This is a genomic window from Rhizobium sp. MHM7A (assembly GCF_005862215.1).
Taxonomy (GTDB): Bacteria; Pseudomonadota; Alphaproteobacteria; order Rhizobiales; family Rhizobiaceae; genus Rhizobium; species Rhizobium bangladeshense.
Map to the genome: position 1 here is coordinate 86621 of NZ_VCHT01000010.1, position 25581 is coordinate 112201.

At 62.3% G+C, this 25581-nt stretch carries 24 protein-coding genes and 1 pseudogene; 12 read left to right on the forward strand and 13 right to left on the reverse strand.

The window, feature by feature from the left end; translation table 11 throughout:
• Positions 1 to 5: 5 nt before the first annotated feature.
• Positions 6 to 524 (reverse strand): CAP domain-containing protein, encoded by a 519-nt coding sequence (locus FFR93_RS27160; protein WP_064709761.1) that lies wholly within the window; start codon positions 522 to 524, stop codon positions 6 to 8.
• 1 nt (position 525) lies between these two features.
• Positions 526 to 792, reverse strand: coding sequence for a DUF6460 domain-containing protein (locus FFR93_RS27165; RefSeq protein ID WP_064709762.1), 267 nt, complete (start codon positions 790 to 792; stop codon positions 526 to 528).
• 141 nt (positions 793 to 933) lie between these two features.
• On the opposite strand from FFR93_RS27165, the gene FFR93_RS27170 reads away from it, so the two are divergent.
• The 3 genes from FFR93_RS27170 to FFR93_RS41050 all read left to right on the forward strand — a co-directional run bounded on the left by FFR93_RS27170 (position 934) and on the right by FFR93_RS41050 (position 3084).
• Positions 934 to 1866: a methyltransferase gene (locus FFR93_RS27170; protein ID WP_064711705.1), complete on the forward strand. Its 933-nt coding sequence runs from the start codon at positions 934 to 936 to the stop codon at positions 1864 to 1866.
• A gap of 209 nt (positions 1867 to 2075) precedes the next feature.
• Positions 2076 to 2711, forward strand: a complete 636-nt coding sequence (locus FFR93_RS27175; protein ID WP_138395429.1) for a YitT family protein — start codon at positions 2076 to 2078, stop codon at positions 2709 to 2711.
• Positions 2712 to 2916: 205 nt separating this feature from the next.
• Positions 2917 to 3084 (forward strand): hypothetical protein, encoded by a 168-nt coding sequence (locus tag FFR93_RS41050; RefSeq protein ID WP_171049267.1) that lies wholly within the window; start codon positions 2917 to 2919, stop codon positions 3082 to 3084.
• Between the two features lie 51 nt (positions 3085 to 3135).
• Here the strand turns inward: FFR93_RS41050 and FFR93_RS27180 are convergent, their stop codons facing one another.
• Together FFR93_RS27180 and FFR93_RS27185 are read right to left on the reverse strand one after the other, a co-directional pair.
• The gene (locus tag FFR93_RS27180; RefSeq protein ID WP_138395430.1) at positions 3136 to 3597 is read right to left on the reverse strand and encodes a carboxymuconolactone decarboxylase family protein; all 462 of its coding nucleotides are present in this window, start codon (positions 3595 to 3597) and stop codon (positions 3136 to 3138) included.
• Between the two features lie 21 nt (positions 3598 to 3618).
• Positions 3619 to 4119 carry an Rrf2 family transcriptional regulator gene (locus tag FFR93_RS27185; protein WP_138395431.1) on the reverse strand — a complete coding sequence of 167 codons (501 nt, stop codon included), beginning with the start codon at positions 4117 to 4119 and terminating at the stop codon, positions 3619 to 3621.
• A gap of 130 nt (positions 4120 to 4249) precedes the next feature.
• Here FFR93_RS27185 and FFR93_RS27190 point away from each other — a divergent pair, with 130 nt between their 5' ends.
• Genes FFR93_RS27190 through pdeM form a run of 3 tightly spaced genes read left to right on the forward strand, consistent with a single transcriptional unit; the run spans position 4250 to position 8205 of the window.
• Positions 4250 to 4882: a YitT family protein gene (locus tag FFR93_RS27190; protein WP_138395432.1), complete on the forward strand. Its 633-nt coding sequence runs from the start codon at positions 4250 to 4252 to the stop codon at positions 4880 to 4882.
• Between the two features lie 49 nt (positions 4883 to 4931).
• On the forward strand, positions 4932 to 7436 hold the full coding sequence (locus FFR93_RS27195; RefSeq protein ID WP_138395433.1) for a ligase-associated DNA damage response DEXH box helicase: 2505 nt from the start codon (positions 4932 to 4934) through the stop codon (positions 7434 to 7436).
• A gap of 43 nt (positions 7437 to 7479) precedes the next feature.
• A complete protein-coding gene (gene pdeM / locus FFR93_RS27200; RefSeq protein WP_138395567.1) occupies positions 7480 to 8205 on the forward strand; it encodes a ligase-associated DNA damage response endonuclease PdeM in 726 nt (241 codons plus the stop codon).
• Positions 8206 to 8247: 42 nt separating this feature from the next.
• Here the strand turns inward: pdeM and FFR93_RS27205 are convergent, their stop codons facing one another.
• Positions 8248 to 8829 carry a transglycosylase SLT domain-containing protein gene (locus tag FFR93_RS27205; RefSeq protein ID WP_138395434.1) on the reverse strand — a complete coding sequence of 194 codons (582 nt, stop codon included), beginning with the start codon at positions 8827 to 8829 and terminating at the stop codon, positions 8248 to 8250.
• Between the two features lie 91 nt (positions 8830 to 8920).
• Positions 8921 to 9478: a dihydrofolate reductase family protein gene (locus tag FFR93_RS27210; RefSeq protein WP_138395435.1), complete on the reverse strand. Its 558-nt coding sequence runs from the start codon at positions 9476 to 9478 to the stop codon at positions 8921 to 8923.
• 211 nt (positions 9479 to 9689) lie between these two features.
• Between FFR93_RS27210 and FFR93_RS27215 the strand changes: the two genes are divergently transcribed.
• Positions 9690 to 10298: a TetR/AcrR family transcriptional regulator gene (locus FFR93_RS27215; protein ID WP_138395436.1), complete on the forward strand. Its 609-nt coding sequence runs from the start codon at positions 9690 to 9692 to the stop codon at positions 10296 to 10298.
• Between the two features lie 12 nt (positions 10299 to 10310).
• Entirely contained in the window at positions 10311 to 10598 is a 288-nt protein-coding gene (locus FFR93_RS27220) for a YciI family protein (RefSeq protein WP_138395437.1), read from the forward strand.
• 36 nt (positions 10599 to 10634) lie between these two features.
• Here the strand turns inward: FFR93_RS27220 and FFR93_RS27225 are convergent, their stop codons facing one another.
• The 6 genes and pseudogenes from FFR93_RS27225 to FFR93_RS27250 form a co-directional block, all read right to left on the reverse strand.
• Complete coding sequence (locus FFR93_RS27225; protein WP_138395438.1) at positions 10635 to 11435, reverse strand: TIGR02186 family protein; 801 nt, start codon at positions 11433 to 11435, stop codon at positions 10635 to 10637.
• Positions 11435 to 12358 (reverse strand): sulfite exporter TauE/SafE family protein, encoded by a 924-nt coding sequence (locus tag FFR93_RS27230; protein ID WP_064709774.1) that lies wholly within the window; start codon positions 12356 to 12358, stop codon positions 11435 to 11437. The genes FFR93_RS27225 and FFR93_RS27230 overlap by 1 nt, the downstream gene beginning before the upstream one ends.
• A 472-nt stretch (positions 12359 to 12830) precedes the next feature.
• Entirely contained in the window at positions 12831 to 16598 is a 3768-nt protein-coding gene (locus FFR93_RS27235; RefSeq protein ID WP_138395439.1) for a peptidoglycan-binding protein, read from the reverse strand.
• 329 nt (positions 16599 to 16927) lie between these two features.
• Positions 16928 to 17166 (reverse strand): annotated as a pseudogene (locus FFR93_RS27240) (glyoxalase); the annotation flags it as partial.
• A gap of 46 nt (positions 17167 to 17212) precedes the next feature.
• Positions 17213 to 17914: an SDR family NAD(P)-dependent oxidoreductase gene (locus tag FFR93_RS27245; protein WP_138395440.1), complete on the reverse strand. Its 702-nt coding sequence runs from the start codon at positions 17912 to 17914 to the stop codon at positions 17213 to 17215.
• Positions 17915 to 17991: 77 nt separating this feature from the next.
• Entirely contained in the window at positions 17992 to 18675 is a 684-nt protein-coding gene (locus FFR93_RS27250; RefSeq protein ID WP_138395441.1) for a DNA-3-methyladenine glycosylase I, read from the reverse strand.
• Positions 18676 to 18923: 248 nt separating this feature from the next.
• Here FFR93_RS27250 and FFR93_RS27255 point away from each other — a divergent pair, with 248 nt between their 5' ends.
• The 4 genes from FFR93_RS27255 to FFR93_RS27270 all read left to right on the forward strand — a co-directional run bounded on the left by FFR93_RS27255 (position 18924) and on the right by FFR93_RS27270 (position 24887).
• Positions 18924 to 20720, forward strand: a complete 1797-nt coding sequence (locus tag FFR93_RS27255) for an acyl-CoA dehydrogenase C-terminal domain-containing protein (RefSeq protein ID WP_138395442.1) — start codon at positions 18924 to 18926, stop codon at positions 20718 to 20720.
• Positions 20721 to 20892: 172 nt separating this feature from the next.
• On the forward strand, positions 20893 to 22101 hold the full coding sequence (locus FFR93_RS27260; RefSeq protein WP_138395443.1) for an acetyl-CoA C-acetyltransferase: 1209 nt from the start codon (positions 20893 to 20895) through the stop codon (positions 22099 to 22101).
• Between the two features lie 66 nt (positions 22102 to 22167).
• Positions 22168 to 24384 (forward strand): 3-hydroxyacyl-CoA dehydrogenase NAD-binding domain-containing protein, encoded by a 2217-nt coding sequence (locus FFR93_RS27265; RefSeq protein WP_138395444.1) that lies wholly within the window; start codon positions 22168 to 22170, stop codon positions 24382 to 24384.
• Between the two features lie 293 nt (positions 24385 to 24677).
• Positions 24678 to 24887, forward strand: coding sequence for a cold-shock protein (locus FFR93_RS27270; RefSeq protein WP_138395445.1), 210 nt, complete (start codon positions 24678 to 24680; stop codon positions 24885 to 24887).
• A gap of 140 nt (positions 24888 to 25027) precedes the next feature.
• Here the strand turns inward: FFR93_RS27270 and FFR93_RS27275 are convergent, their stop codons facing one another.
• On the reverse strand, positions 25028 to 25528 hold the full coding sequence (locus tag FFR93_RS27275) for a MarR family winged helix-turn-helix transcriptional regulator (RefSeq protein ID WP_171049269.1): 501 nt from the start codon (positions 25526 to 25528) through the stop codon (positions 25028 to 25030).
• Positions 25529 to 25581: the final 53 nt, after the last annotated feature.

Genomic DNA, 25581 nt, shown 5'->3' on the forward strand with positions numbered 1-25581 from the left:
CGGCCTCATATTGAGGCAGAATCGCCTCGGCTGGAAAGCACCATGGCCCAATAGGGCAGGTTCCTGGAAGACGTATTATGGGCGACGGCGACGCCGAGGCCGCCATAACGGCCGAGCATGTTTTCCAGGTGATGCGGCGAATTGATCCAGGCAGTCACCACGGCATCGACGCTCTGCTGACCGGACGCGATATTTTCCGCCGCTGGCAGCCTGACGCCGCTTGCCTTGACGCGTGCGCCGAAACTGTCGGTGATGCCGATCAGATGCGCCATCTTGCCGGCGCTGGCCATGCGTTTGGCCTGGAAGAGAGCGGCCGTCTGCGCCGCCGGATCGGCCTCTAGCGGCGGCAGGCCGTTCTTCGCCCTCAGCTGGTTGACGAGCGGCAGAACGCTCGTCGTCTCGTCCTCGCCGTTCGAAGGCGTGCCGGAAAGACGCGGGGTCGTGCTGCAGCCGGCGATGCCGGCGGCGAGCGCAAGTCCGGAGAAGCGCAGCAAGCTGCGTCTGGAAAAATCGATGGGTGTCATGTTACCGGCGATAGCTGAAAAGGCGAAGGATGACGAAGAGCGGGATGACGATCGTCGCCCCAAGGAGAAGATAGTCGCCGACCCGCCCGAGTGCGGCGAAGCCGCGGTACCAGAGTTCCAGGATGAAGTCGCGGAACCCATAGATGATGTTCCATGGCGTCAGGCCGAATACGGTCATCACGAAACCGACAATCAGCGACACCACGACGAGTTTAATCAATGTGCGGCCGAGCGAATCGCCAAGGAACCTGTTCACCTGATCGGACATGCGCCATCTCCTGTTTGCCCTTGGAATAAGGTCGCGGTGCGCCGCCCGCAAGCCCTTTCCGGGATTGGCCGCTTCGCCTGTGAAATAGGACTTGAGTTTTTTTGTGGCCGCCGCCAAATGCAGCGAAACGATAGGTCCGCCATGCAGTCCCACCAGCTTTCCTCAGGCGATGTCATCGCCGACCGCCGCGCAGATTATGCCCGGATGCTCGAAGAAGGCGGAGAGCCGGAGGCGGCGGCGGAACTGATGGAACAGGCGCTCGAACTCGCGCCCGCCTGGGCCGCCGGCTGGTATCGGCTCGCCACCTATCTGGAAAAGGCGGGAAGGGGGGAAGCCGCGATCGAGGCCTATCGCCGGACGCTCACCCTCGATTCCGAGGATATATTCGGCGCCACCCTCAAGCTTGCCCTTCTCGGCGACGCTGCGATCCCCGACCGGCCGCCGAGCCGCTATGTCGAGCGCCTGTTCGACGACTATGCCGACCGTTTCGAAACCGCCCTCGTCGACAAACTCGATTATAGTGTCCCGCAGAAGCTTGCAGCCCTCGTCGCTTCCACCGACAGGCGTTACGAATGTGCCGTCGATCTCGGTTGCGGCACCGGCCTGCTTGGCCCCGAGATCCGTGCTCTCGCCGGCCGTCTTGAAGGCTTCGATCTGTCGCAGAACATGCTCGCCAAGGCTTCCGAGAAACGGGTCTATGATCACCTCGCCCAGGCCGATCTGTCGCTTGCGCCCGATCGCTCCGGCCTGTTTGACGCTGCGGCGTACCGGCGCGCCGACCTCGTGACCGCAGCCGACGTGCTGATGTACCTCGGCAATCTCGAGAGCGTGTTTTCGATCGTCGGTGAACTCGCCGCCGCCGGTGCAGATTTCGCCTTTTCCGTCGAGGATGCGGGCGATGGAGAGGCTTTCCATCTCGCCCCGTCGCTGCGGTATGCCCATTCGGAAGCCTATGTGACGCAGCTGCTTTCCTGCCACGGCTTCGAAATCCTCAAGATCGTAAAGACGGTCATTCGCAAAGATGGCGGAAAACCGGTTTCCGGCATTCTGTTCCTTACGCGCAAGACTGCGTGAGCGAACAATTCTTGCTATTTTCAAATAGGTCAATATTGCTTACCTATTTTGCTTGATCGCAAGGCCAGAAGCCTGATATTGCTCTGATATCCGTAAAGAGCGGGGCAATATAGGCCGCGCTCTCCGGCTCTTTTCACATCGGAAAACCTCACCGCCTCAGGATTTTTTGGGGGGCGTCCGCGAACTCGTCTGCCGTGGAGTCTGGCGATATGACACAGCTCATCAATGCCCTTGGCGTCTGGAATACCAGCGCGACGCGCCATACGCCGATCGAAGATGTGCAGGGTATCTTCTCCGGCAGCCTCATTGCCGCTCTCGGCCTCTATGTGCTTGCCAGTGCAGGCCTTCTCACCGGCAGCACCGCCGGCGTCGCCTTCCTCCTGCATTATGCCTTCGGCGTCAATTTCGGCCTCGCCTTTTTCCTGCTCAACCTGCCGTTCTTCTATCTCTCCTGGAAGCGCCTCGGCATGGTCTTCACCCTCAAGACCTTCGTCGCCATTGGCCTGACCGCGGTGCTATCAGACGTGCAATCGCGCTTCTTTTCGATTTCGAGCATCCATCCTGCCTGGGCGGCTCTTCTCGGCGGCCTGCTGCTCGGCTTCGGCCTGCTGGCGCTCTATCGTCACCGCGCCAGCCTCGGCGGTGTCGGCATTCTAGGCATTTATCTGCAGGAGCGTTTCGGCGTCCGCGCCGGCCTCGTCCAGCTCGCCATCGACATGTGCGTGCTCGCCGCCTCCTTTTTCGTCACCACGCCGCCCGTCGTCTTCTATTCGGTCCTCGGCGCCATCGTCCTCAACCTCTTCGTTGCCATCAATCACCGCGCCGACCGCTACATCGCGCTGTAGGTGACCCGCTCTCTCCGTGGGCCTGCGACGCCGCGTCTGGCGCGTCCCCTCCTCGTCTTACGGGGAAAGACGACTTTGCTCCAATCGACATTGCGAGCAACGATCAAACCTTACAAATCGGTAAGCCATTCTAAACAAAACGTAACTTGCCTGTGATCGGCTCCGGCGCAACACTCCTCCTGCGCCGGATTTGATGAGGTGAACTATGTCAGATTTGGAAAAATTCGTAAGACGCCGCATGCAGGAAGAATACGCCAAGGGCGCTTCCGCAGAGGAAATTACCAAGGTCGTCCGCGACATATTCAACAGCATCGACCTCTCGGACAATGGGTCTGACGCCATTGCCGCCCGGGCCGCTGCGGATCACGATTGACCTGATATTCGACCGACCCGAGATTTTCGGGTCGGTTCCCGTCAATAGCGATTACGCGGCTTTCGTCACCTGATCGATGGGGTGCTGCGAGCGGAAGCCGACGGCAAGCCGGTTCCAGATATTGATCGTGCCGATCGCCACGGTAATTTTTGTCATCTCCTCCTCGGAGAAATGGGCATTCAGCGCCTCGTAATCGGCATCCGGCGCGCCTGTCTTGGCGATATTGGTCACGGCGTCGACCCAGCCGAGCAGAGCCCTTTCGCGCGCGTCATAGATCGGCGACTCCCGCCAGACGCACATCAGATTGATCCATTGTTCGCTGAGCCCGTCGTGGCGGGCCTCCTTCACATGCATGTCGACGCAATAGGCGCAGCCGTTGATCTGCGAGGCGCGCAGCTTGATCAGGTGAATGAAGCGGCGCTCCAGCCCGGAGGACTGGACATATTGCTCGAGCGCGGCGACTGCCTTGTAGGCATCGGGAGCGGCTTTGGCGAAGTTGAAACGGGGTTGCATGTCTTTCTCCTGTGTTGTGGCTCAACGAGCCGCCTTGCGTTCATGGATTTGAAGGAAGGCGCAGCCTCGGGCTGCGATCGATCCGTCGTCGAGGGCGGCGAGTTCGATGCCGATGTCGGCAATGCTGGTCTTGGCGAGTTCGGCCCGGTAGACCCGTTCGGCCCGCAGCATCGCCGCGCTGATGTTGCAGGGCTTGGCAAAGAAGCGGTCGGAGACCGGGTTTGGTCCGCGCTGGCGGATTTCGGCGCAGCGGAAGGCTGGCGCCGGTCCCTCCACGGCAAGCAGTATGTCGAGCAGCGAAATCTCTTTCGGCGCCTTCGCCAGGCGATAGCCGCCCTTCGGCCCCGGCACGGTATCGAGAATGCCGGCGCCCGAGAGTGCCTGCAGATGTTTCAAAAGGTAACTTGTCGACACGCCATGGAATTCCGCCAGCGCGGCGGCGGAAAGCACGCCGCCTTCGGAAAGGCCGGAGAGCATGGCCACGCTGTGAATGGCCTGCTCGACTCCATCGCTCATTTTCATCCGACACTGCCTCCTCAATTCGTGGATAAAAAATATCCATGATTAAGTGCATTGTCAACCGGCGTCTCGCTGGCCCTTGTGTTTATCCCTGCGCCGGCTAGAAAACGGCAAAAGCAGATAGGGGAATTTCATGGCATCCAACGCCTTCGCAGGCCTTCTGAACTCCAGCGCAGAACGCCACTCGCTGTTGGACGACGCGCAGGGTATCGTCGCCGGCAGCATGCTGGCCGTCCTCGGCGTCTCGCTGCTGTCCGGCGCCGGACTGCTTGCCGGCGGCACTGCGGGCCTTGCCTTCCTTGCGCATTACGCGACCGGGATCAGTTTCGGGCTCTGCTTCTTTGCCGTAAACCTGCCCTTCTATTATCTTGCCTTCCGCCGTTTAGGCCCAGCCTTCACCATCAAGACCTTCCTTGCGATCGGGCTGACCTCGCTCCTGTCCGAATTCGTGCCTGACTTCATCGGCGTGACGCAGGTCCACCCGGTTGCCGGTGCGCTATTCGGAGGCCTGGTCATCGCCGCCGGCATGCTGGCGCTTTTCCGCCACCGCGCCAGTCTAGGCGGTATCGGCATTCTCGCCCTCTATATCGAGGATCGCTTCGGCTGGCGGGCCGGCCTCGTCCAGCTCGGTTTCGACGCCATCGTGCTGGCGCTCTCCTTCTTCGTCGCCAGCCCCTTCATCATCGCATGTTCGGTGCTTGGCGCCGTCGTGCTCAACCTGACGCTCGCCATCAATCACCGCAAGGACCGCTATATCGCGATGTAAGCGGCGGCCCTGCTCTTCTTTTTCGCCCGCTTTTCACTACCTTCAGGGCGTGGACCAGATCGATTCCGACGCCTTGCTTCCTGCCGCCTTTACCCGCTGGTTTGCGGAAAAGGACTGGCGCCCGCGCGCCCATCAGCTGGAGCTGCTCGCGCGCGCCGAGGCCGGCCAAAGCACGCTGCTGATCGCGCCGACCGGCGCCGGCAAGACGCTTGCCGGTTTCCTGCCCTCGCTCACCGATCTCACCCGCCGCGGCAGGATCCCGCCCGGCTCCGCCTTCACCGGCATCCATACGCTCTATGTCTCGCCGCTGAAGGCGCTGGCGATCGATATCGAGCGCAACCTAATGAAGCCCGTTCTGGAAATGGGCCTGCCCGTCACGATAGAAAACCGCACCGGCGATACGCCGAACGCCAAGCGCCAGCGCCAGAAGCTCAACCCGCCGGATATTCTGCTGACAACGCCGGAGCAGGTCGCCTTGCTTCTGGCGAACAGGGAGGCAGAGCGCTTCTTCAAGGACCTGAAATATGTCGTCCTCGACGAGCTGCATTCGCTCGTCACTTCCAAGCGCGGCCACATGCTTTCGCTCGGCCTTGCCCGTCTGCGCCGCCTTGCTCCCCATCTCAAGACCATCGGTCTGTCGGCGACCGTCGCTGAGCCGATGGACCTGCAGAAATGGCTGGTCGCCCAGGAGGAGGGGAGGGAGCATCATGCGGGGCTTGTCGTCGTGGAAGGCGGCGCCAAACCCGATATTTCGATCCTGCCGACCGAGGAGCGCATTCCTTGGGCCGGCCATTCCGCCAAATATGCCATCCCCGACGTCTACCGCCAACTTCTTGATCACAAGACGACGCTGCTTTTCGTCAATACCCGCAGCCAAGCGGAGATGTTGTTCCAGGAACTCTGGACGATCAATGACGACAATCTGCCGATCGCGCTCCACCACGGCTCCCTCGATGTCGCCCAGCGCCGCAAGGTTGAGGCAGCCATGGCTGAAAACCGGCTGCGTGCCGTCGTCGCCACCTCCACGCTCGATCTCGGCATCGACTGGGGCGATGTCGATCTCGTCATCCATGTCGGCGCGCCGAAGGGGGCCTCGCGTCTTGCCCAGCGCATCGGCCGCGCCAATCACCGCATGGACGAGCCTTCGAAGGCAATCCTCGTGCCGGCCAACCGCTTCGAGGTGATGGAGTGTCGGGCAGCGCTTGACGCCAATTATATCGGCGCCCAGGACACGCCGCCCGTCGGCCGCGGCGCGCTCGACGTGCTCGCCCAGCACGTGCTCGGCATGGCCTGCGCCGAACCCTTCGACATGCTGGAACTCTATGATGAAATCACCAGCGCCTCGCCCTATGCCGATCTCAGCTGGGAGACCTTCGAGCGTGTCGTCGATTTCGTCGCGACCGGCGGCTATGCGCTCCGGACCTACGAGCGTTACGCCCGCATCCGAAAGACCAAGGAGGGCCGCTGGCGCGTCTCCAATCCTGCCGTCGCCCAGCAATACCGCCTCAACCTCGGCACCATCGTCGAAAGCCCGATGCTGAACATCCGCATGGTCAAGCGCGGCGAGGGTGGACGGATCGGCCGTGGCGGCGCCACGCTGGGGAAGGTCGAGGAATATTTCCTCGAACAATTGTCGCCGGGCGATACTTTCGTCTTCTCCGGCAAGGTGTTGCGCTTCGAAGGCATTCGGGAAAATGAATGCCTGGCTTCGCAGGCCTTTTCGCTCGATCCGAAGATCCCGTCCTACAATGGCGGCAAGTTTCCGCTGTCGACCTATCTTGCCGAGCAAGTGCGGGCGATAATTGCCGATCCCGACCGCTGGTGCCATCTGCCGGATCAGGTGCGCGACTGGCTGTCGCTGCAGAACGACAAGTCGATGCTGCCGAAGCGTGACGAGTTCCTGATCGAAACGTTTCCTCGCGGCAGCCGCGGCTATATGGTCGCCTATCCCTTCGAAGGGCGTCTCGCCCACCAGACGCTCGGCATGCTGCTGACCCGCCGGCTGGAGCGGGCCGGTGCCAAGCCGCTTGGCTTCGTCGCCACCGACTATTCGCTCGCCGTCTGGGGCCTCGAGGATATGGGGCTGATGATCGCCAATGGTCGCCTCAGCCTCTCCGACCTCTTCGACGAAGACATGCTCGGCGACGACCTCGAAGCCTGGCTTGACGAATCCTTCCTGTTGAAGCGCACCTTCCGCAATTGCGCCGTGATTGCAGGCTTGATCGAGCGTCGCCATCCGGGCAAAGAGAAGAGCGGCCGCCAGATCACCGTCTCGGCCGACCTGATCTATGATGTGCTGCGCAGCCATGAGCCGGATCACATCCTGCTGCAGGCGACGCGCCAGGATGCGGCGACGGGGCTTTTGGATATAAGCCGTCTTGGCGATATGCTGATGCGAATCAAGGGCCACATCACCCATCGCCCTCTCGACCATATTTCCCCGCTCGCCGTGCCGGTGATGCTGGAAATCGGACGAGAGGCCGTGCCTGGCGAGGCCCATGACGCGCTGCTGGCTGAGGCAGCGGACGATCTGATCGCCGAGGCCTTGGCGTAAGATTGGGGCCTGACCGAATTGGCCTGACGAGGATTGGGAAGTGATGAACCGCCTGGCGCTGGCGCGCGACACATCGGGACTGGCCGCGACAGCGGCCGTCGAGACGTCGGTCCACGGCGTTGCTGCCGTCTGCGATCCGCTCGGCGCACTCTATCTGCCGGATACCGGCCTGCTCGTCGTCTCGGATCTGCATCTCGAAAAAGGGGCAGCCTTCGCTCGCCGCGGCATGATGCTGCCGCCCTATGATACGCTGGCGACGCTGACCGTGCTCGCCGCCGTCATTTCCCGCTACAATCCCAAGCTCGTCGTCTCCCTCGGCGATAATTTCCACGATCGCGTCGGTTCCGCGCATCTGCCGGAAAATTTCCGCGCATTGATCGTGACGATGGCGCGCGGCCGCGAATGGATCTGGGTCAATGGGAATCACGATCCAGATGGTGTTGTCGATCTGCCGGGCGCCTCGGTCGACGAGATGCATTATGCCGGCCTGACCTTCCGCCACGAGCCCAGGAATGGCTTGCAGAGCGGCGAAATCGCCGGCCATCTCCATCCTTCGGCGACGGTGCGCCGGCGCGAAAGATCCATCCGCCGCCCCTGTTTCGCCACCGACGGCGCCCGGCTCCTCATGCCGGCATTCGGGGTGATGAGCGGCGGTCTCGACCTTGGCCATCAGGCGATGAAGGGCCTATTCGACAAACCGTCGTTGGTGGCGCATCTGCTGGGGCGGGACCGGATCTATTCGGTCCGGTACGGGAATTTGCGGGGGTAATGCCTGTCCTGAATCAAGCGTGCCGATGGCGCGCTTTTCAATTCAATCGCACCCCCGCAACTGCTGCTGATACGTCGCCGCCATCCGCGCAAACTTCTGCGCCGTCTGCTGCAATTGGCCGTTCGAGCGCCAGTCGCCGCGCTTATATCCGGTCGGACCGGAATAATAGGCGAGATAGAGGTTATAGGCATCGTTGAGCGGAATGCCGGTCTCGGCGCTGTTCTGGTAATGATACCAGCCGATGAAATCGATTGCGTCGGTGAAATTCGTCCGCCGCGCCGCCCAGTTCCCCGTCTGCGACTGGTAGTGATCCCATGTCCCGTCGAGCGCTTGCGAATAGCCGTAGGCGGTCGACGGCCGGGTCCAGGGAATGAAGCCGAAGAGCTTGGTGCGCGGTGGCCGCGCATAAGGCTGGAAGCCGGATTCTGTGTACATCGTTGCCATCAGGATCGGTACGGGCACGCCGTACTTCTTCTCCGTCCGCTCCGCTGCCCTCTGCCAGCTGGAGAAAAGACCTTCACGCTGGTCGAAGACGGCGCAGATGTTCCTCGTCTGCCTGGGCGCAGTCGCGCAGCCGGCAAGCAGCGCGAGACCCAGGGCGGTCAGAATGATACGAGTACGCATGACAAAACCTCTCGCTTCCGAGAGATTACTAACTCGTAAATGTTAAGGAGCGGTTTTTAGTCGAATACGAACTTCTCCAGGCAACCCTTGCCTACGCCTTGACCGGCTCGTAGCGCAGGATCAACGCGCCGCTTGCCGTAGTCGACGATTCGAGCAATTTCAGCGGCACCTGATCCTGTCCTGGTTTGAAGAGCGGATTGCCGCCACCGAGAATGACCGGCACCACACATATCCTGATCTCATCGATAAGACCGGCCTTCAGCAGACTGTCGGCGAGCGCGGCGCTACCGAAGATGAAGATTGTCTTGCCGTCCTCCTGCTTCAGCCTGGTCAGTTCGGGGATAGGATCGCTGACGATACGGGCATTGTTCCAGCCGGGCTCGGTCATCGTTCGAGAGACGGCGATCTTGGCAATGCCATTCATATAGGCCTTGATCTTGTCGTCGTCCTCGGCGGTTGGCCAATAGGCGGCCATGCCCTCATAGGTCTTGCGGCCGAAGACCAGGAGATCGCCTTCCTCGCCGAACTGCTCGGCATAGCGCTTGAGCTCCGGCCCCCAGGCGAGATTGTGGAAGTCGATATCCCACGGCTTAGCTCCCTCGAAATAGCCATCGAGCGTCATCAGATTCCAGACGACAAGCTTCCGCATTTTATCCTCCTTCGCGGCATGAACTGCTTTCAATAGGCAACTGGTTCAGCATAGAGAGACCGATATCAATTTGCAAGCGGTTTTAATGCGGGCGGCTGACATTGAGGCCAGTTTCGGCGCTTGACTTCCCTAGGTCGATTGTCCTAACACCTTCTAGGTCAATTGACCTACGAGTTGTACTGGCGCCTTTGGAAACAGCGGGAGGATGAGAATGGTTGCCGCGGCCACACGACAGCAGATAGTGGAGGCCGCCGACGGGCTTTTCTACGAGAGAGGCTTCGAGGCAACGTCCTTTGCCGACATTGCGGGGATAGTCGGACTCTCCCGAGGCAATTTTTACTATCATTTCAAGACGAAGGACGAGCTTCTCGATGCGGTGATCACCCATCGCCTCGTCAAAACGAGGTCAATGCTCAATGTGTGGGAGGCGAACGGCGAGACGCCTGAGGAGCGCATTCTCAGTTTCGTCGATCTCCTCGTCGTGAACCGGACCAAGATCATGGCCCACGGTTGCCCGGTCGGTACGCTTTGCAACGAACTCGCCAAGCTGGATCACCTTGCCAAGGGCCGGGCAACCGAGCTTTTCGATCTCTTTCGCCATTGGCTCTCACGTCAGTTCATTGCGTTCGGCCGCGAGAATGAGGCCGATGCGCTTGCCATGCACATTCTGATGCGAAGCCAGGGCGTTGCGACGCTCGCAGCCGCCTACCGCGACGAAATCTTTGTTCGAAACGAGGTGGAAAACATGCGCGGATGGCTGGCGGCGCAGCGGCCCGGAATACCCGTTTTTCCCGAAACTCTTTCCCGACAGCTTTCCTAAAGGAGCCCTTGCATGTTTTTCATCACACTGAAGTTTTCTGATGGCAAGGCGAAAGCGCCCGTTCTGATGGAGGCGCACAATGCCTGGCTCAAACGCGGCTTCGACGACGGAATTTTTCTTCTCGCCGGCGGCCTTCAGCCGAGCGCAGGTGGAGCGGTCGTCGCGCACAACACCTCACGCTCCGAACTTGAAACCCGGATTCAGCAGGATCCTTTTGTAGCCGAAGGCGTCGTCAGCGCCGATATTCTGGAAATTGCCCCGGCCCGCGTCGATGAGCGGCTCGCCTTTCTGAAGGCATGAGATGCAGGCGCGACGTTTTTGCCATGTGGCGCCGGATCAGTCCTTGCGGAAGATCAGGCTGGCACTCCAGCCGGTGACGATCGCGAGCAATACGGCTGCAAAGCCGTAGAGGATCGGCTGCTCATGGGCCGCATCGGTGATCGTCTGCTCGATGCCCGTCTTGATGACGCGCAGCGGCAGCGATTTTTCGGTGATGAGACTGCCGCTCTTGAAGAGATAGGCGCGCACCGTATGCACCCCGTTGGGAATATTTGCAGGCAGGCGCAGACTCGCCTTGAAGAGGTTCGATGAAACGAACCGCACGCCGCTCGGGTTCCGGTCGTAAAGGGCGCCTCCCTGCTGCAGCCGCAGGAAAGCCTGACGGAACTCGCCGAGATTGCTGCCGTCGCCGACGAAGCCCACCGGTGTCAGCGGAATGTGGTCGATGCCGATCCCTTGATCGGTCAGTTCGAGCGGCGTCGTCAGGTCGTCGATCATGCGCGAGCTCGACATCGAGTAGGAATGCGGCACCGCCTCGAAGGTCATCGAGCGCCTGTTCACCCAGATGCCGAAGACGCGCTCCTTCTTGCGCACCGTAGCATCCTCGCGTGGGCCTTCCAGCACCACGACCACGTCATACTGGCCGATGGCGAGCAGCAGCTGGTCGGTGTTCGAAAGCGCCCCGAAGATCGTGAGATCGGCGCCGTGGAAATCCGAAGTGATGGCGATTTCGCTGGTCGACGTGCCGATCTCAAGGCCTTCGCGCACCGCTTCCGTCGCCTGCCCGGGCAGCCACTGCGCCCCGGCAACGGCCGGCAGCAGGCAAAGGAACAGGAGGATCGAGGCAAGCAGGTGCATCAGTTGCCTGCTCCCATCACGACCGAATAGACGTCGGCAGGTGTCACCACCAGCGCAATCGCCAGACGGAGGCCGACGGCAAGAACCAGCAGCCCCAGCAGGGCGCGCAGCTGCTCGCCGCGCAGCTTCTGGCCAACGCGCACGCCGTATTGCGCGCCGATGACCCCTGCCACCATCAGGATGAAGGCGAGTACGATATCGACGGAATAGTTCGTCGCCGCCTGCACGATCGTCGTATAGGCGGTCACGAAGATGATCTGGTAGAGCGAGGTGCCGACCACGACATTGGTCGGAATACGCAGGAGATAGATCATCGCAGGCACCATGATGAAGCCGCCGCCGACGCCCATGATCGAGGTCAGGATGCCGATCGCAAAGCCGAGCGCGATGATCGGAATGACGCTGAGATAGATCTTCGATTTCTTGAAGCGCACCTTGAGCGGCAGCTTGTGCACCCAGTGCTGGTGCCCGGGCTTGCGTGGCGCCGGCGGTTCGTTGCGGGCAGCCCGCCGCATGGCATTGATGCTTTCGAGCAGCATCAGCCCACCGACAGTGCCGAGGAAGATGACGTACATCAGCGAGATCATGAGATCGAGCTGACCCACCCTCCGCAAAAGCGAAAAGATCCAGATGCCGACCGTGGCACCTGAAAGACCGCCGGCCAAAAGCACCGTGCCGAGCTTCACGTCGAGCGTGCCGCGCCGGAAATGGGTGATCGCACCCGATATCGACGACGCCACAACCTGGTTTGCGCCGGTGGCGACTGCGACGACAGGCGGGATATTGTAGAAGATCAACAGCGGGGTGATGAGAAAGCCGCCCCCGACGCCGAACATTCCGGACAGGAAGCCGACGGCCGCCCCCATGCCGAGAATGATGAATATATTCACCGACAATTCTGCGATAGGCAGATAGATTGTCACAACCGACCCCGAATGATGACCGCTCCTGCCGGGCGGTTCTGGCACGTCCCCGTTCGAATGCGCACCATACTGTGAAATCGTTGCCAGAGGCTTTCGATCGGCCCCGATTGATGGAGATCGACGGCAGGAGATTCGGCGATGCGCGGATCGATATGTCCGGCATAATTCGGCTTTTTTCAGGTTTTGTGACGAGGGTTGGAAAAATTCGGAAAAGCTTGCGGCAGAGCGCTGCCAGGCCAGCGCCGATGGCTGCTCCTTGCCTAACCCAGCTTAAATTTTGAGAGACTTGGCGGGTGAACGGAGAGGTCGCGGCACGTCCCCTTCTCCCCGAGGAGAGAAGAGGGAGTCGAAACGCTGCGGCATTTCCCTTTGCTCTGTTAAGGGGCCCCCAAGGACGGGCGAAGCCTGTGGCTTGCTCGATCAAGGCACGGTGCCGGCAGCGGACGGACAGGCCTTCCCGCGTCGATGCGCCTCAGATCGCCTTGGCGCCTTGCTTGTTGCGCTCGAGCAATGCCTTCACGGTCGCGTCCGTCACCTTGCCGTCCGGCTCCTGGCCGATCGACTTCTGGAAGTTCTTGATCGCGGTGACGGTCTTTGCGCCCATTTCGCCGTCGGGCACACCTGCGTCGAAGCCGTTATTGTTGAGGATCGCCTGGATGTTGCGGATCGCTTTCTTCATGTCGACGGTTGCCGTCTTCACGCCCGTGCCCGCCCATTCGTCGGGGATGTCGATGCCGTTGGCGCGATGGTCCAGCGGCTGCGGCTTCCAGAGGTCGGCCTTGGCGCGCGCCGATTCGAGTTGCGCGGGCTTCATGGCGTTGGCCACTTCGTCGCGCTTCTGCGCCGCATCCTTGTCGCCGGCCTTCGCCGCGATCGCAAACCACTTGTAGGATTCTTCGAGATCCGCCGGAACGCCGTTGCCGCGGGCACAGAGGATTGCCAGGTTGAACTGGCTGTCGGTGATGCCGAGGTTGGCAGCCTTGGTGAACCACGAGGCGGCCGTCGCATAATCCTGCTGGCCGAGCGCGCCGGAGGCGTAGAGGACGGCGAGATTGTGCATGGCGCTGGCATTGCCCTGGTTCGCCGCCTGCTCGTAGAAGGCCTTCGCCTTGTTGACATCGCGTTCGACGCCGTTGCCCTTCTCGTACATGCTGCCGAGACGGTATTGCGCCGGTGCAAAACCCTTTTCGGCCGAAAGCTGGTACCAGCTCGCCGCCTGTTTCTGATCGACGGTCATACCGTTGCGGCCATCCGAATAGCGTGCGCCGATCTCGAACAGCGCCAGGGCGTCGCCGCCCTGCGCCGCATCCGCAAGCGATTTCGGCTGCACGGTCTCGGGAATGGTGATCGCAGCCTGCGGCGCGGGTGCCGCAGCGGTCGGGCTGTTCGGAGTGAAGCTGGATGTTTCTTGCGTTGCGCCGGACGAACCGGCGGGAGCAAAGGTTGCAGCCCCTTCGCCGTCGAGCGGCGCCGTATCGGTCAGATGATCGCCGGCGCCGGGCGGGGTTGCTTCCGGTTGCCTCTGTTCGGCGGCCGGGGGCGCGCTCGCCGTTGCCGGGGCGTCCGTATCGGCAGCACCGGTGTCCGGCTGGGCGGGTGTCGCCTCAGGCAAGGTCTGCTGCGCGTTGTCCGTCGCCCCCGTCAGTGCCGACAATTCCGCCGGCGGCTGCGGCGCCGGCTCGCCGCTCGTCAGCGTCCGGGCGAGCGGAAAGGCCATGATGGCGAGCAGCACAGCGCCGACGGCGAGAAGGATCGGCCGGCGATAGCGCGAAAAGGCGCTGGTCTTGCCCGCCTTATCGTTGCTGTTGGCCTTGTCGGCCTTCGCGCCCTTCTTCTCGCTCCTGGCGTTCGCCTGCTTCGGATTGGCGTCGACTTCCATTGCGGCCGCCTGCGCCGCTCGGCGGGCAGCGGCAATGTAGTCGGCCCGACCGGTCTCGACGGCAGGTTTGCCGCGTTGAGCACTCTGGCTGGCGCGCACCCGCTCGAGGATTTTCTTGACGTCAGGCGCACCCGACCCCGGTTCGAGCAGTTCGTTCGCCGCATCCGTCGGCACCACGTCGGCAGGGTCGATCGACGGTGCGGGGTCGATCATCGCGCGTTCGGGGGCCTTGGTCTCGGCTTTCTTGCCTGGGCGCAACCGCTTGCCAAGGTTGGCGAGCAGACCCGCTTTCGCCGGTACCGGTGTCGCGGACTCCGGCGTCCCGGCTGCGGCTTCGATTGCGATTGCGCTCGTTGCGCTCCTGGCCGCGGCTGGGGCCGGGGCCGGGGCGGCGGGTTCCGCTGCGACCTCTGCCGTGCGGATGACCGGTGAGGCGTTCGTTGCCGTAGCCACGTCCGGCGTTCGGGCGGCTTCGGCCACCATCAGCGCGTAGGGGTCGACATCGAAATCGACGTCGGCCATCGGCATCTGGACGGAGGGCCGCCCGCGCTCTTCCATGCCGTCTAGGCGGTCGGCGATATGGACCAGCGTCTCGTGCAGCGCCTTGAAGGTCTTGTGCGTGCGCTCTTCGCTGTCGCGGCTGATGTCCTCGAGATGGCGCAGATCCTCGGCCAGCGCCGTCAGCGCCGACATGTCGGCGGCGGGCACGGCTCCCTGCAGGCCACCGTTGCGCGAATAGGCCTCGACGACGGCTTCAGCCGCCTGCCGTGCCGCCTCGATGATATATTCGTCGCTTGTCGCCATATAGTCTTCGATCGCGCCCATGCGCCGGTCGAGGTCGGCCGGGATCGCAGCGCTTTCGCGAGGCTGGCTCATCAGAGCCGAAAGATTGGCGATCTGGTCTTCCAGATTCTTCAGCGCCCGCGGATCGGCGGGCGCCGCCGCTGTGGTCTCTTCCAGCCGGGCGGCAATGTCGCTCAGCCGGCCTTCGAGACGCTGAAAAGTGCCGTCATCGATCACTGCGGCAGGTGCGGGCTGCTGATAGGCCATCTCGTCGATGCGCCGGGCGAGATAATCGAGCCGCTGTGCCAGCACGTCGTTGACGGCGCCGTTCTCGAGCGCGTCGATCTTGCGGGAGATGTCGGAAAGCGGTCCGGTGAGGTCGGGTTGCGCCGCCTTCTGCGTGCGCTCCAACAGATAGGAAAGCTGTTCCAGCCGCTCGTCGAGCCGCGACGTCGCTTCCGCCTTGGTCAACTCCTCGACGCGCTCCGTCAGCGCTTCCAGCCGCATCGCCAGCTCGTCGGCTGGGTTTGCGCGGCTGGCCGCATCGTGGCTCATCAGGTCGATCTGATCGGCGAGCGACGAGAGGCGGCTTTCCAGCCGCTGCAGCAGCGTCGGATCGTTGCCGGCGGCCGCGCGTCCGCTGGCCGCGATCGCCCGGCTGATCTCGTCGAGCCGCATGTCCATGGCGGCGAACTGTTCCGACATGACCCGGTCATGTGGCTGGATCATGTTGCCGAATTGCTCCATCGCCGTGGCGATGGCGATGAGCTTGTCTTCCAGGGCCCGGACCGCTGGGCTTTCGCCCATGCCGCCGATATGGCGCTTGATGTCGTCGAGCCGGTAGGCAAGCGAAACGAGCTCTTCCTGCAGCCCCTCGGTATCGAGTGCCGCCAGCCGGTTCTCGACGCCGTCCCAGCGGTTTTCCATGTGGCGCAGCGATTCCTCGCGCGCCAGCCCGTCCATCAGCGATCGCAGCTCCTCGAAATCCTCGCGCAGGCCGGCAGCCTCCGGCCCGCTCGAGCGGCCGGTTAGCTGGCTGATGCTCTGGGCAAGGCGGTTCATGTCGGTGCGAATCTCGTCGGCGAAGCGGCTGTCTCCGGCGGTAGCCTTGATCTCGCGAAGTTCGGCGCGTAGCGCGTTCATTTCTCGGGTCACGCCTTCGGATATGTCGCGCTTCAGGTCCTGGCGCAGATTGACGAGTGCTTGGGCGATCTCCGTCATCGTATCGTCGCCGGCGCGGAAGGCGGGGGCGGCGGCCGGCATGGCGCGCGGCGCGGGTTCGCGCGGCGTGGCGTGCTCGCGCCCGTAGGAACGTTCGCGCCCTGCTTCCAATGCCCGCTGGCGCTGGCGGATTTCCGCCAGCGGATCCGGTCGCTGCTCGAGCGGCGCTCTTGCCGGGCGTGCCGCAATGGGGGCCGTATAAGAATCGCGCTCGGCCGTCGGCGTGCGCGGCCGCTGATCGCGTCCGCTGCCCATCAGACCTTCGATGCGCGCCTCCAGCCCTTCGATCGTGCGGTTCAGCGCATCGAGCGAGGTCCGGTCGGACTGTCGGGAAGGATTTGATCGCGATCCGTTCATCTTCTTGCTCGCTTCGACTGCTCGACCTCTCGTTAGAGCCCGATCCGTGGCTTTTCCGTCTGTGGCCCGCGCTTGTGACGCGGACCGGAGCGCCTCATCCACGAGAAATCAGCCATCAGACTTTCCTCACGCTGGACGATGTAGCGGCATCCTTGGGAAACGCGAGACGGGGAGAAGGAATGCGGATCACTACGGCTCAATGCGCACCTTTCACGAAACGTGGTAAACAAGCCGTTAATATCGATGAGAATTTTTTAACGTTTGCATTCCAGACGCCAATTTGCCCGCCAGTTGCCATAGAATTGGTCAGGTCGGACGGCCATACCCGATCAGGCCGGCCTCGGATATTGCAGCTCGATCTTCACGCCGTCGGGCCATAGACGAAGACCTGGCCGAGGTCGGTGTCGGGAATATCGTCATATTCGTAACGATAGCCGCTCGCCTTGATGCGCTCCAGAGCCGGCTCGAATTCGTAAAGCCTAAAGGCGACATGATTGAAAATGCCGGGCGGAAAATCGGTGCTGCGCGGGGTCAGCAGGAGATCGATGACGGGTCGTTCGTCCAGATGCCGTGAAAGTTGTCTTCTCCGTCGGCCATACGCCGCGCGAGCCCAATTAGAAATTTTCCGTCCACGGCCGGACTTCCACCTCCAGCGACCACGCGCTGCGGTGCTGGCGAAGCACGTCGAGATAGGTGTGGGCGATTGCGTCCGGCAAGAGCGTCGCATCCGGTTTGTCTGCCCGGTCCGGCCGGATTTGCGAGCGCACCGCGCCGTCGATGACGAAATGCGCGACATGAATGCCCATCGGACCGAGTTCGCGGGCGGCACTCTGGGCAAGGCCGCGCAGCGCGAATTTTCCCATCGCGAAGGGCGCCGATTGCGCGAAGCCCTTCACGCTCGCCGACGCGCCGGTGATGAGAATGGCGCCGTGGCGCTGTGGTATCATCCGTTGCGCCGCCTGCTGCACCACCAGAAAGCCGCCCATCGCCGTCGTCGCAATCGCCTTCCCGACTTCGGCGGGGTCGAGTTCGGCGAGCGGCCCGCGCAGTCGGGCGCTGGCGTTAAAGATCACCACTTCGGGCCCAGCGATTGCCGCGGCAACCTCGTCGAATAGCGACCCGACGCTGGCAGGCTGCGAGACGTCAGCAGTAAATGCCCTGGCGCCGGTCTCCTCTGAGAGCGTCTGCAGCTTTTCGATATTGCGGGCGGCGAGCCCGACCTTGACGCCCAGCCCCGACAGTTGCCGGGCGAGCGATGCGCTGATGCCGGAGCCGGCGCCGACGATGAGGGCGCTCTGATAAGGAAAGTCGGTCATGATATCGTCCTCGATGGATCGTCGGAAAGACGTAGGAAGCCCGACGAGGCCGCGCCACCCCACCGCCCAGCCGAATTTCAGTGCGGCGCGTCAATCGAATAGGCGCTGATGCGCGAGAGGTGGATGTAGGAAAGGCCGGTTTCGTCGGCCCATTCGTTGAAGGCCTGCTGGATCAGCTGCTGATCTTTCTTCGTTGTGCCGGAGGAGGAGAGCGGCACACCGGCCGATCTCAGGCATGCGAGCACGTCGAGCGTGGCGACGAAGCTGTCGCGGCCGATGCCGCGCAGGAAATATTGCCCGGTCATGCCGCCGAGCCGGCTGCCGCGTTTGGTCAACAGCTCGAGAAGGCCGATCTGATCTTCCCGCGGCCAGCCGGCGAAGAAGGCGCCGGCGCTGCCGTGTTCCCTTGCCAGTTCTCGGACGAAGGCGGCATTGGCGCGAACCGACATGATCTTCGCGCAGTTGCGGATGATCCGCTCGTCCGATGTCAGCTCGTGCCAATAATCGTCGGGCGCGATATTCAGCGCCGCCGGGTCGAAGCCTGAAAAGGCCTCCTCGAAGCCCGGCCATTTCGCATCGATCACCTTCTGCACGAAGCCGCTGTAGAAGATACGCCGGGTCATATCCGCCAGGATGCGATCGTCTGACGTGGCGCGCAGCCGGTCGTGATCCGGCCGGTGCTTCTCCAGCATGGCCTGCAACGCGGCTGCTCCGCCCTTCCGCTCCTCTGCACGCTGCCTTATCGCCTCGAATCTGATCATCCCGGCGGTTCCCCCTGACGCGTTGCGCGACTTCCGGATTGAAAGACGCTTCCGCTTATATGCCGTTCCCAGATGGACAAGGAAGGGGAGATGACGTCTCCTCCATCCGCCCAGATTCGCCGGGCCAAGATTTTTTTCAGAAAAGGGAGCGAAGCTGCAGAATTTGACGTTTACGCAAACGTCAATATTTTGTAAGACAGTGCCCGAGGCCGGAGCGATCCGGTCAGTCGAATGGAGGAATTCTGAAGATGCCAGTCTACAAGGCCCCGGTGACCGACACGCTTTTCGTTCTGAACGATGTGCTGGGCCTCGAACGCTACAACAATCTTCCCGGTTTTGCCGACGCAACGCCCGATATGATCGAGGCGATCCTCGGCGAGGCGGCGAAGGTTGCCGAAGAAGTCCTTTTCCCGGTGAATTATTCTGGCGACCAGGAAGGCTGCGTTCGCCATGACGATGCGAGCGTCTCGACGCCGAGCGGCTTCAAGGAGGCGTACAGGTCCTATCGCGAAGGCGGCTGGATCGGCCTTGCGGTGCCGGAGGAGTTCGGCGGCCAGGGGCTTCCCTATACGCTGCATGCCGCCGTCGGCGAATATACCTCCGCCGCCAATATGTCGCTGATGATGTATCCGGGCCTGACGCAGGGCGCGATCGCCGCGATCCTCGTCCACGGCACGCAGGAGCAGAAAGACACCTATCTGCCGAAGATGGTGGACGGCTCTTGGTCCGGCACCATGAACCTGACCGAGCCGCATTGCGGCACCGATCTCGGCATGCTGCGCACCAAGGCGGTGCCGCAGGCCGATGGCAGCTATAAGATATCAGGCCAGAAGATTTTCATCTCCGCTGGTGAACACGACCTGACCGACAACATCGTCCATCTGGTCCTGGCCCGTATCGAAGGTGCGCCCGAGGGCACCAAGGGTATCTCGCTCTTCATCGTTCCGAAGTTCCTCGTCGGCGAGGACGGAACGCTTCGCGCCCGCAACGCCGTTTCCTGCGGCGCGATCGAGCACAAGATGGGCATCCACGGCAACGCCACCTGCGTCATGAATTACGACGAGGCGACGGGCTTCCTGATCGGCGCCGAAAACCGCGGCCTCAACGCCATGTTCGTGATGATGAACGAGGCTCGCCTGATGGTCGGCCTGCAGGGCATCGCCATTTCCGAGATCGCCTATCAGAATGCCGCGAATTACGCCCGCGACCGCATCCAGGGCCGTTCGCTCTCCGGCCCCAAGGCGCCTGACAGGAAGGCCGATCCGATCATCGTCCATCCGGATATCCGCCGGTCGCTGATGACCATCCGCGCCTTCAACGAGGCCGGCCGCGCCTTCCTGCTCTGGACGGCGCTCAAGTCCGATATCGCCCATCGCGCCACCGACGGGAAGGAGCGCCAGACCGCCGACGATATACTCGGCCTCGTCACCCCGATCCTCAAGGGCGTAATGACCGACAGGGGCTTCGATCACGCCGTCATGGCCCAGCAGGTCTTCGGCGGCCACGGCTATATCGAAGAGCACGGCATGAGCCAGTATGTGCGCGATGCCCGCATCGCCATGATCTATGAGGGCGCCAACGGCATCCAGGCGCTCGACCTCGTCGGCCGTAAGCTCGCCCTGAACGGCGGCCGCGCCGCCATGGCCCTGTTCAAGGAGATCGGCGACTTCTGCGAGGAGAACCGCAGCAACGAGAAGCTCTCCTTCTTCACCAAGCACCTGAAGAAGGGCTTGAACGACGTCCAGGGCGCGACCATGTGGTTCATGCAGAACGCCATGGCCAAGCCCGACAATGCCGGCGCCGGCTCGACCGATTACATGCACCTCTTCGGCCTCGTCGTTCTCGGCTATATGTGGGCGAAGATGGCGAAGGCCGCCGAGGAGGGCCTTGCCTCCGGTGACGCAAGCCGCGAGGTTTATCTGAAGAACAAGCTGATCACGGCGAAATTCTTCATGGAGCGGATCATGCCGGAAACGGCACTTCGCAAGGCCCGCATCGAAGCCGGCGCCGACACGATGATGGAACTGGCCGCGGAAGCGTTTTGAGCCGGTTCTCCCTCGCCTCGTGGGGAGGGTTGGGGGTGAGAAGCGGTCGGCGCAGCCGACGAAACGATCCGGTGAATCGTTTCGAGCGCCGAACGCCCTGAGTTTAAAACGAAGGGCTATTTGGTCTTCGCAGATTTTGAAGGCGCGTTGGCGCCGCCAGGGAGACGAGACAATGACCGAGGTTTTCATTTACGATCACGTCCGCACGCCGCGCGGCCGCGGCAAGAAGGACGGCGCCCTGCATGAGGTGCCCTCCGTGCGCCTCGCGGCCAAGACGCTGGAAGCGATCCGCGACCGCAACGGGCTCGACACCACGACCGTCGACGACATCATCATGGGCTGCGTCGATCCGGTCATGGATGCCGGCGCGGTCATCCCGAAGGCTGCCGCCTTCGAAGCCGGTTATTCCACAAGAGCGCCCGGGATGCAGATTTCCCGCTTCTGCGCCTCCGGCCTCGACGCCGTCAATTTCGCCGCCGGCAAGATCGCCCAGGGCGCCGATGACATCGTCATCGCAGGCGGCGTGGAAAGCATGTCCCGCGTCGGCCTCGGCATGTCCGGCGGCGCCTGGTTCATGGATCCTTCGGTAAATTTCCCGGCTTTTTTCATGCCGCAGGGCGTCTCGGCCGATCTCATCGCCACCAAATACGGCTTCAGCAGAACCGATGTCGACGCTTATGCCGTCGAGAGCCAGAAGCGCGCCGCCCACGCCTGGCAACAGGGCTGGTTCGACAAGTCGGTTATCCCTGTCAAGGACCAGAACGGCCTGACGATCCTTGATAAGGACGAGCATATGCGCCCCGGCACCGACATGCAGGCGCTCGCCTCCCTCAACCCGTCCTTCCAGATGCCCGGCGAGATGGGCGGCTTCGAAGCCGTCGGCATCCAGGCCCATCCCGAGATCGAGCGCATCAACTATGTCCACCATGCCGGCAATTCCTCCGGCATCGTCGACGGCGCCGGCGCCGTGCTGCTCGGCTCGAAACCCGGCGGTGAAAGCATGGGGCTGAAGCCGCGCGCCCGCATCAAGGCTTTCGCCAATATCGGTTCCGATCCGGCTTTGATGCTGACAGGGCCGGTCGACGTCACCGAGAAGCTGTTGAAACGGACCGGCATGAGCCTTGCCGATATCGACCTCTTCGAGCTGAACGAGGCCTTCGCCGCCGTCGTGCTGCGCTACATGCAAGCCTTCGACATCGACCATGGCAGGATCAACGTCAATGGCGGCGCCATCGCCATGGGCCATCCGCTCGGCGCCACCGGCGCCATGATCCTCGGGACCGTGCTCGACGAGCTGGAACGCCGCGACCTCAACACCGCGCTGGTAACGCTCTGCATCGGCGCCGGCATGGGCACGGCAACCATTATCGAACGCGTTTGATGGGACGGGGCCCCTCCACAAGGGGAGGGGCTTCACCGCAAGAGAATTCAGGGAGAGGAATTCCCAATGAGCAACTACACCAACTTCACGCTCGAAACCGACGCCGATGGCATCGCTCTCGTCACCTGGGACATGCCCGGCAAATCGATGAACGTCTTTACAGCCGAGGTGATGGAAGAGCTCAACGCGATCATCGACGCGACCACCGCTGACGCCGCCGTCAAGGGTGTCGTCTTCACGTCAGGCAAATCCTCCTTCTCCGGCGGCGCCGATCTTTCGATGATCAAGTCGATGTTCAGCTCCTATCAGCAGGAGAAGGCAAAGAGCCCGGAGACGGCGGTGCAGACGCTGTTTGGTCTGGTCGGCCGGATGAGCGGCCTCTTCCGCAAGCTCGAAACCTCGGGCAAGCCATGGGTATCGGCGATCAACGGCACCTGCATGGGCGGCGCTTTCGAACTGTCGCTTGCCTGCCACGGCCGCGTCGCCTCCAATGCCAAGAGCGTCAAGATCGCGCTGCCCGAGGTCAAGGTCGGCATCTTCCCCGGCGCCGGCGGCACCCAGCGTGTGCCGCGACTCGCCAACGCCCAGGACGCGCTGCAGATGATGACGACGGGCCAGTCGCTGAGCGGCTCGCGCGCCAAGGCGATGAACCTCGTGCATCAGGTGGTCGAGCCGGACCAGCTGATGCCCGCCGCCAAGCAGATGATCAAGGACGGCCTGAAGCCGGTCGCCCCCTGGGACGAGAAAGGCTTCAAGCTGCCGGGCGGCGGCATCTGGACGCCGGCGTCAGCCCAACTCTGGCCGGCCGCGCCGGCGATCCTGCGTCGCGAGACGTCGGGCAATTATCCGGCAGCACTCGCCATCTTGAAATGTGTTTATGAAGGCCTGCAGGTTCCGTTCGACACGGCTCTCAAGATCGAGCAGCGTTATTTCACCGAGGTTTTGCAGACCCGCGAAGCCTTCTCGATGATCCGTTCGCTGTTCATCTCCATGCAGGAGCTCGGTAAGGGCGCCCGCCGCCCCGCCGGCATTCCGAAGACGGAGCTCAAGCATGTCGGCGTCGTCGGCGCCGGCTTCATGGGCGCCTCGATCGCCTATGTCACTGCCGCTGCTGGCATTCCGGTGACCCTGATCGACCGCGATATGGAAGCGGCTGCCAAGGGAAAGGCCGTCTCCGAAGGCCTGGTCAAGGATTCCGTTGGTAAGGGACGATTTACGCAGGTTGAGGCGGCGGCCCTGCTCTCCCGCATCACGCCTTCGGCCGATTATGCCGATCTCGCCAATGCCGACCTCGTTATCGAGGCCGTGTTCGAGGATCGCGAAGTGAAGAAGGCTGTTATCGAGGCGGTCGAAGCGGTGCTGCCCGAGGGCGCGATCTTCGCCTCCAACACCTCGACCCTGCCGATCACGGGCCTTGCGAAGAATTCCAAACGTCCCGCCGATTTCATCGGCATCCACTTCTTCTCGCCTGTCGAAAAGATGATGCTGACCGAGGTGATCCTCGGAGGCGAAACCGGCGACAAGGCGCTCGCCGTCGCTCTCGATTATGTCGCGGCGATCAAGAAGACGCCGATCGTCGTCAACGACACCCGCGGCTTTTTCGTCAATCGCTGCGTGCTGCGATACATGTCGGAAAGCTATGACATGCTGATCGAAGGTGTGCCGCCCGCCATGATCGAGAATGCCGCCAAGATGGCCGGCATGCCTGTGGGACCGCTGGCTTTGAATGACGAGGTGGCGATCGACCTTTCGCTGAAGATCCTCAAGGCGACCGTTGCCGATCTCGGCGAAAAAGCGATCGACCCCAGGCACATGGAGCTCATCTCTCGCATGGTCGAAAAGGAGGGCCGCTTCGGCCGCAAGAATTCCAAGGGCTTCTACGATTACCCGCCGAAACCGGCGAAGAAGTCGCTCTGGCCGGATCTCAAGACCTTCTATCCGCAGAAGAAGGCCGGCGAGGTAGATATCACCGTGCTCAAACAACGCTTCCTCGTCACCATCGCGCTCGAAGCCGCCCGCACCGTGGAAGAAGGCATCGTTACCGATCCGCGCGAAGCCGATGTCGGCTCGATCCTCGGCTTCGGCTTCGCCCCCTATACCGGCGGCGCACTCTCCTATATCGACGGAATGGGCGCCAAGGCCTTCGTGGAACTGGCGGAAAGGTTAGCGCAAGCTTACGGAGAGCATTTCAGGCCGACGCCGTTGCTGAAGGATCTGGCTGACAAGGGCGAGACGTTTTATGGGCGGTTCGATCCCTATGCGGGGGCGAAAGCGGCGGCCTAAGCTTTTGTGGGTTGGTTTTGAGGAGACTATCTTGACACCGTGCCGTGGCGCGCCACGGCACGGGCGCAAAAGGATCTTGCGTTTGGTCCAAGCCGGCTAATCCAACTTTTCCTCGCCGACGCCTTGCCCCGGACACAATTTCCAATTACACCTCCCTACATCGATCTTGCTAGATGAACTTTGAAACGGCGTGTGCGTCGTTCCTGGCGAACTTCCTCCAAAATCGGTTTTCATCGCCGCTCGGCATTTCTCCGGGCTGCAATCTTCTATGAGCGATTCGAAAGGATATCGTCATGAACACAGGTATCGTTAAGTGGTTCAACGCAACCAAGGGTTTTGGCTTCATTCAGCCGGATGACGGCGCTGCCGACGTTTTCGTCCACATCTCCGCCGTCGAGCGCGCCGGCATGCGTGACCTCAAGGATGGCCAGAAGCTCTCCTACGATCTCGTCCGCGACAACAAGTCCGGCAAGATGTCGGCAGACCGCCTTCAGGCGGCCTGAACTTAGCGCGTCCGGTTGGACGCGTGGAGTTTTGAATATCATCTCCGGATCGTGACCACGGATGTACTGGCACGGTTCGTCGAGATGGCAGGGAAGGTCGGGTTCGCCCGGCCTTTTTTCGTTTTTCCGCCAGTGCCATCTCAGCCTTGAGAGGCTTCGTCGGCCTCCAACATCTGCATGACAGTACCCATGACAGCACGCGCGGCATCGAGTTCGGCCGGCTTGAGCGCCGCACCCAACTCGTTTGCCCACCGGGCCTGCGCGATCTCGATCGCACCCAGCCGCTCCGCCCCTTTGGCCGTCAGCAGCACCAGCTTGGCGCGCTGGTGCTGTGGGTTGCCGGCATAGGCGATCAGCCCTTCACCCTCCAACACGTCGGCAAGCCGCTGCACGCCTTGGCGTGTGATGCCGAGCGCGCGGGCGATCTGCGCCACCGAAAGGTCGCCGTGCCTTGCCGCCGCCAGCACCTGCCAGCGTGCGCTGGTCTGCCCGGAAGGCTTTGCCAGCCGGTCTCCGGCGGCCGTCAGGTGGCCGGCGAGCCGCAGCGCCGTGATCGCGAAAAATGAAAAGGCGTCCCCCTCCATCGTCCGCTCCGGTCGATTCTGTTTGACAACATGTTGTCTATTTTGTATCTCATTCATAATGACAACATATTGTCACATGACGACCCTGAAGGCAACGCGAAGGAGGAGAC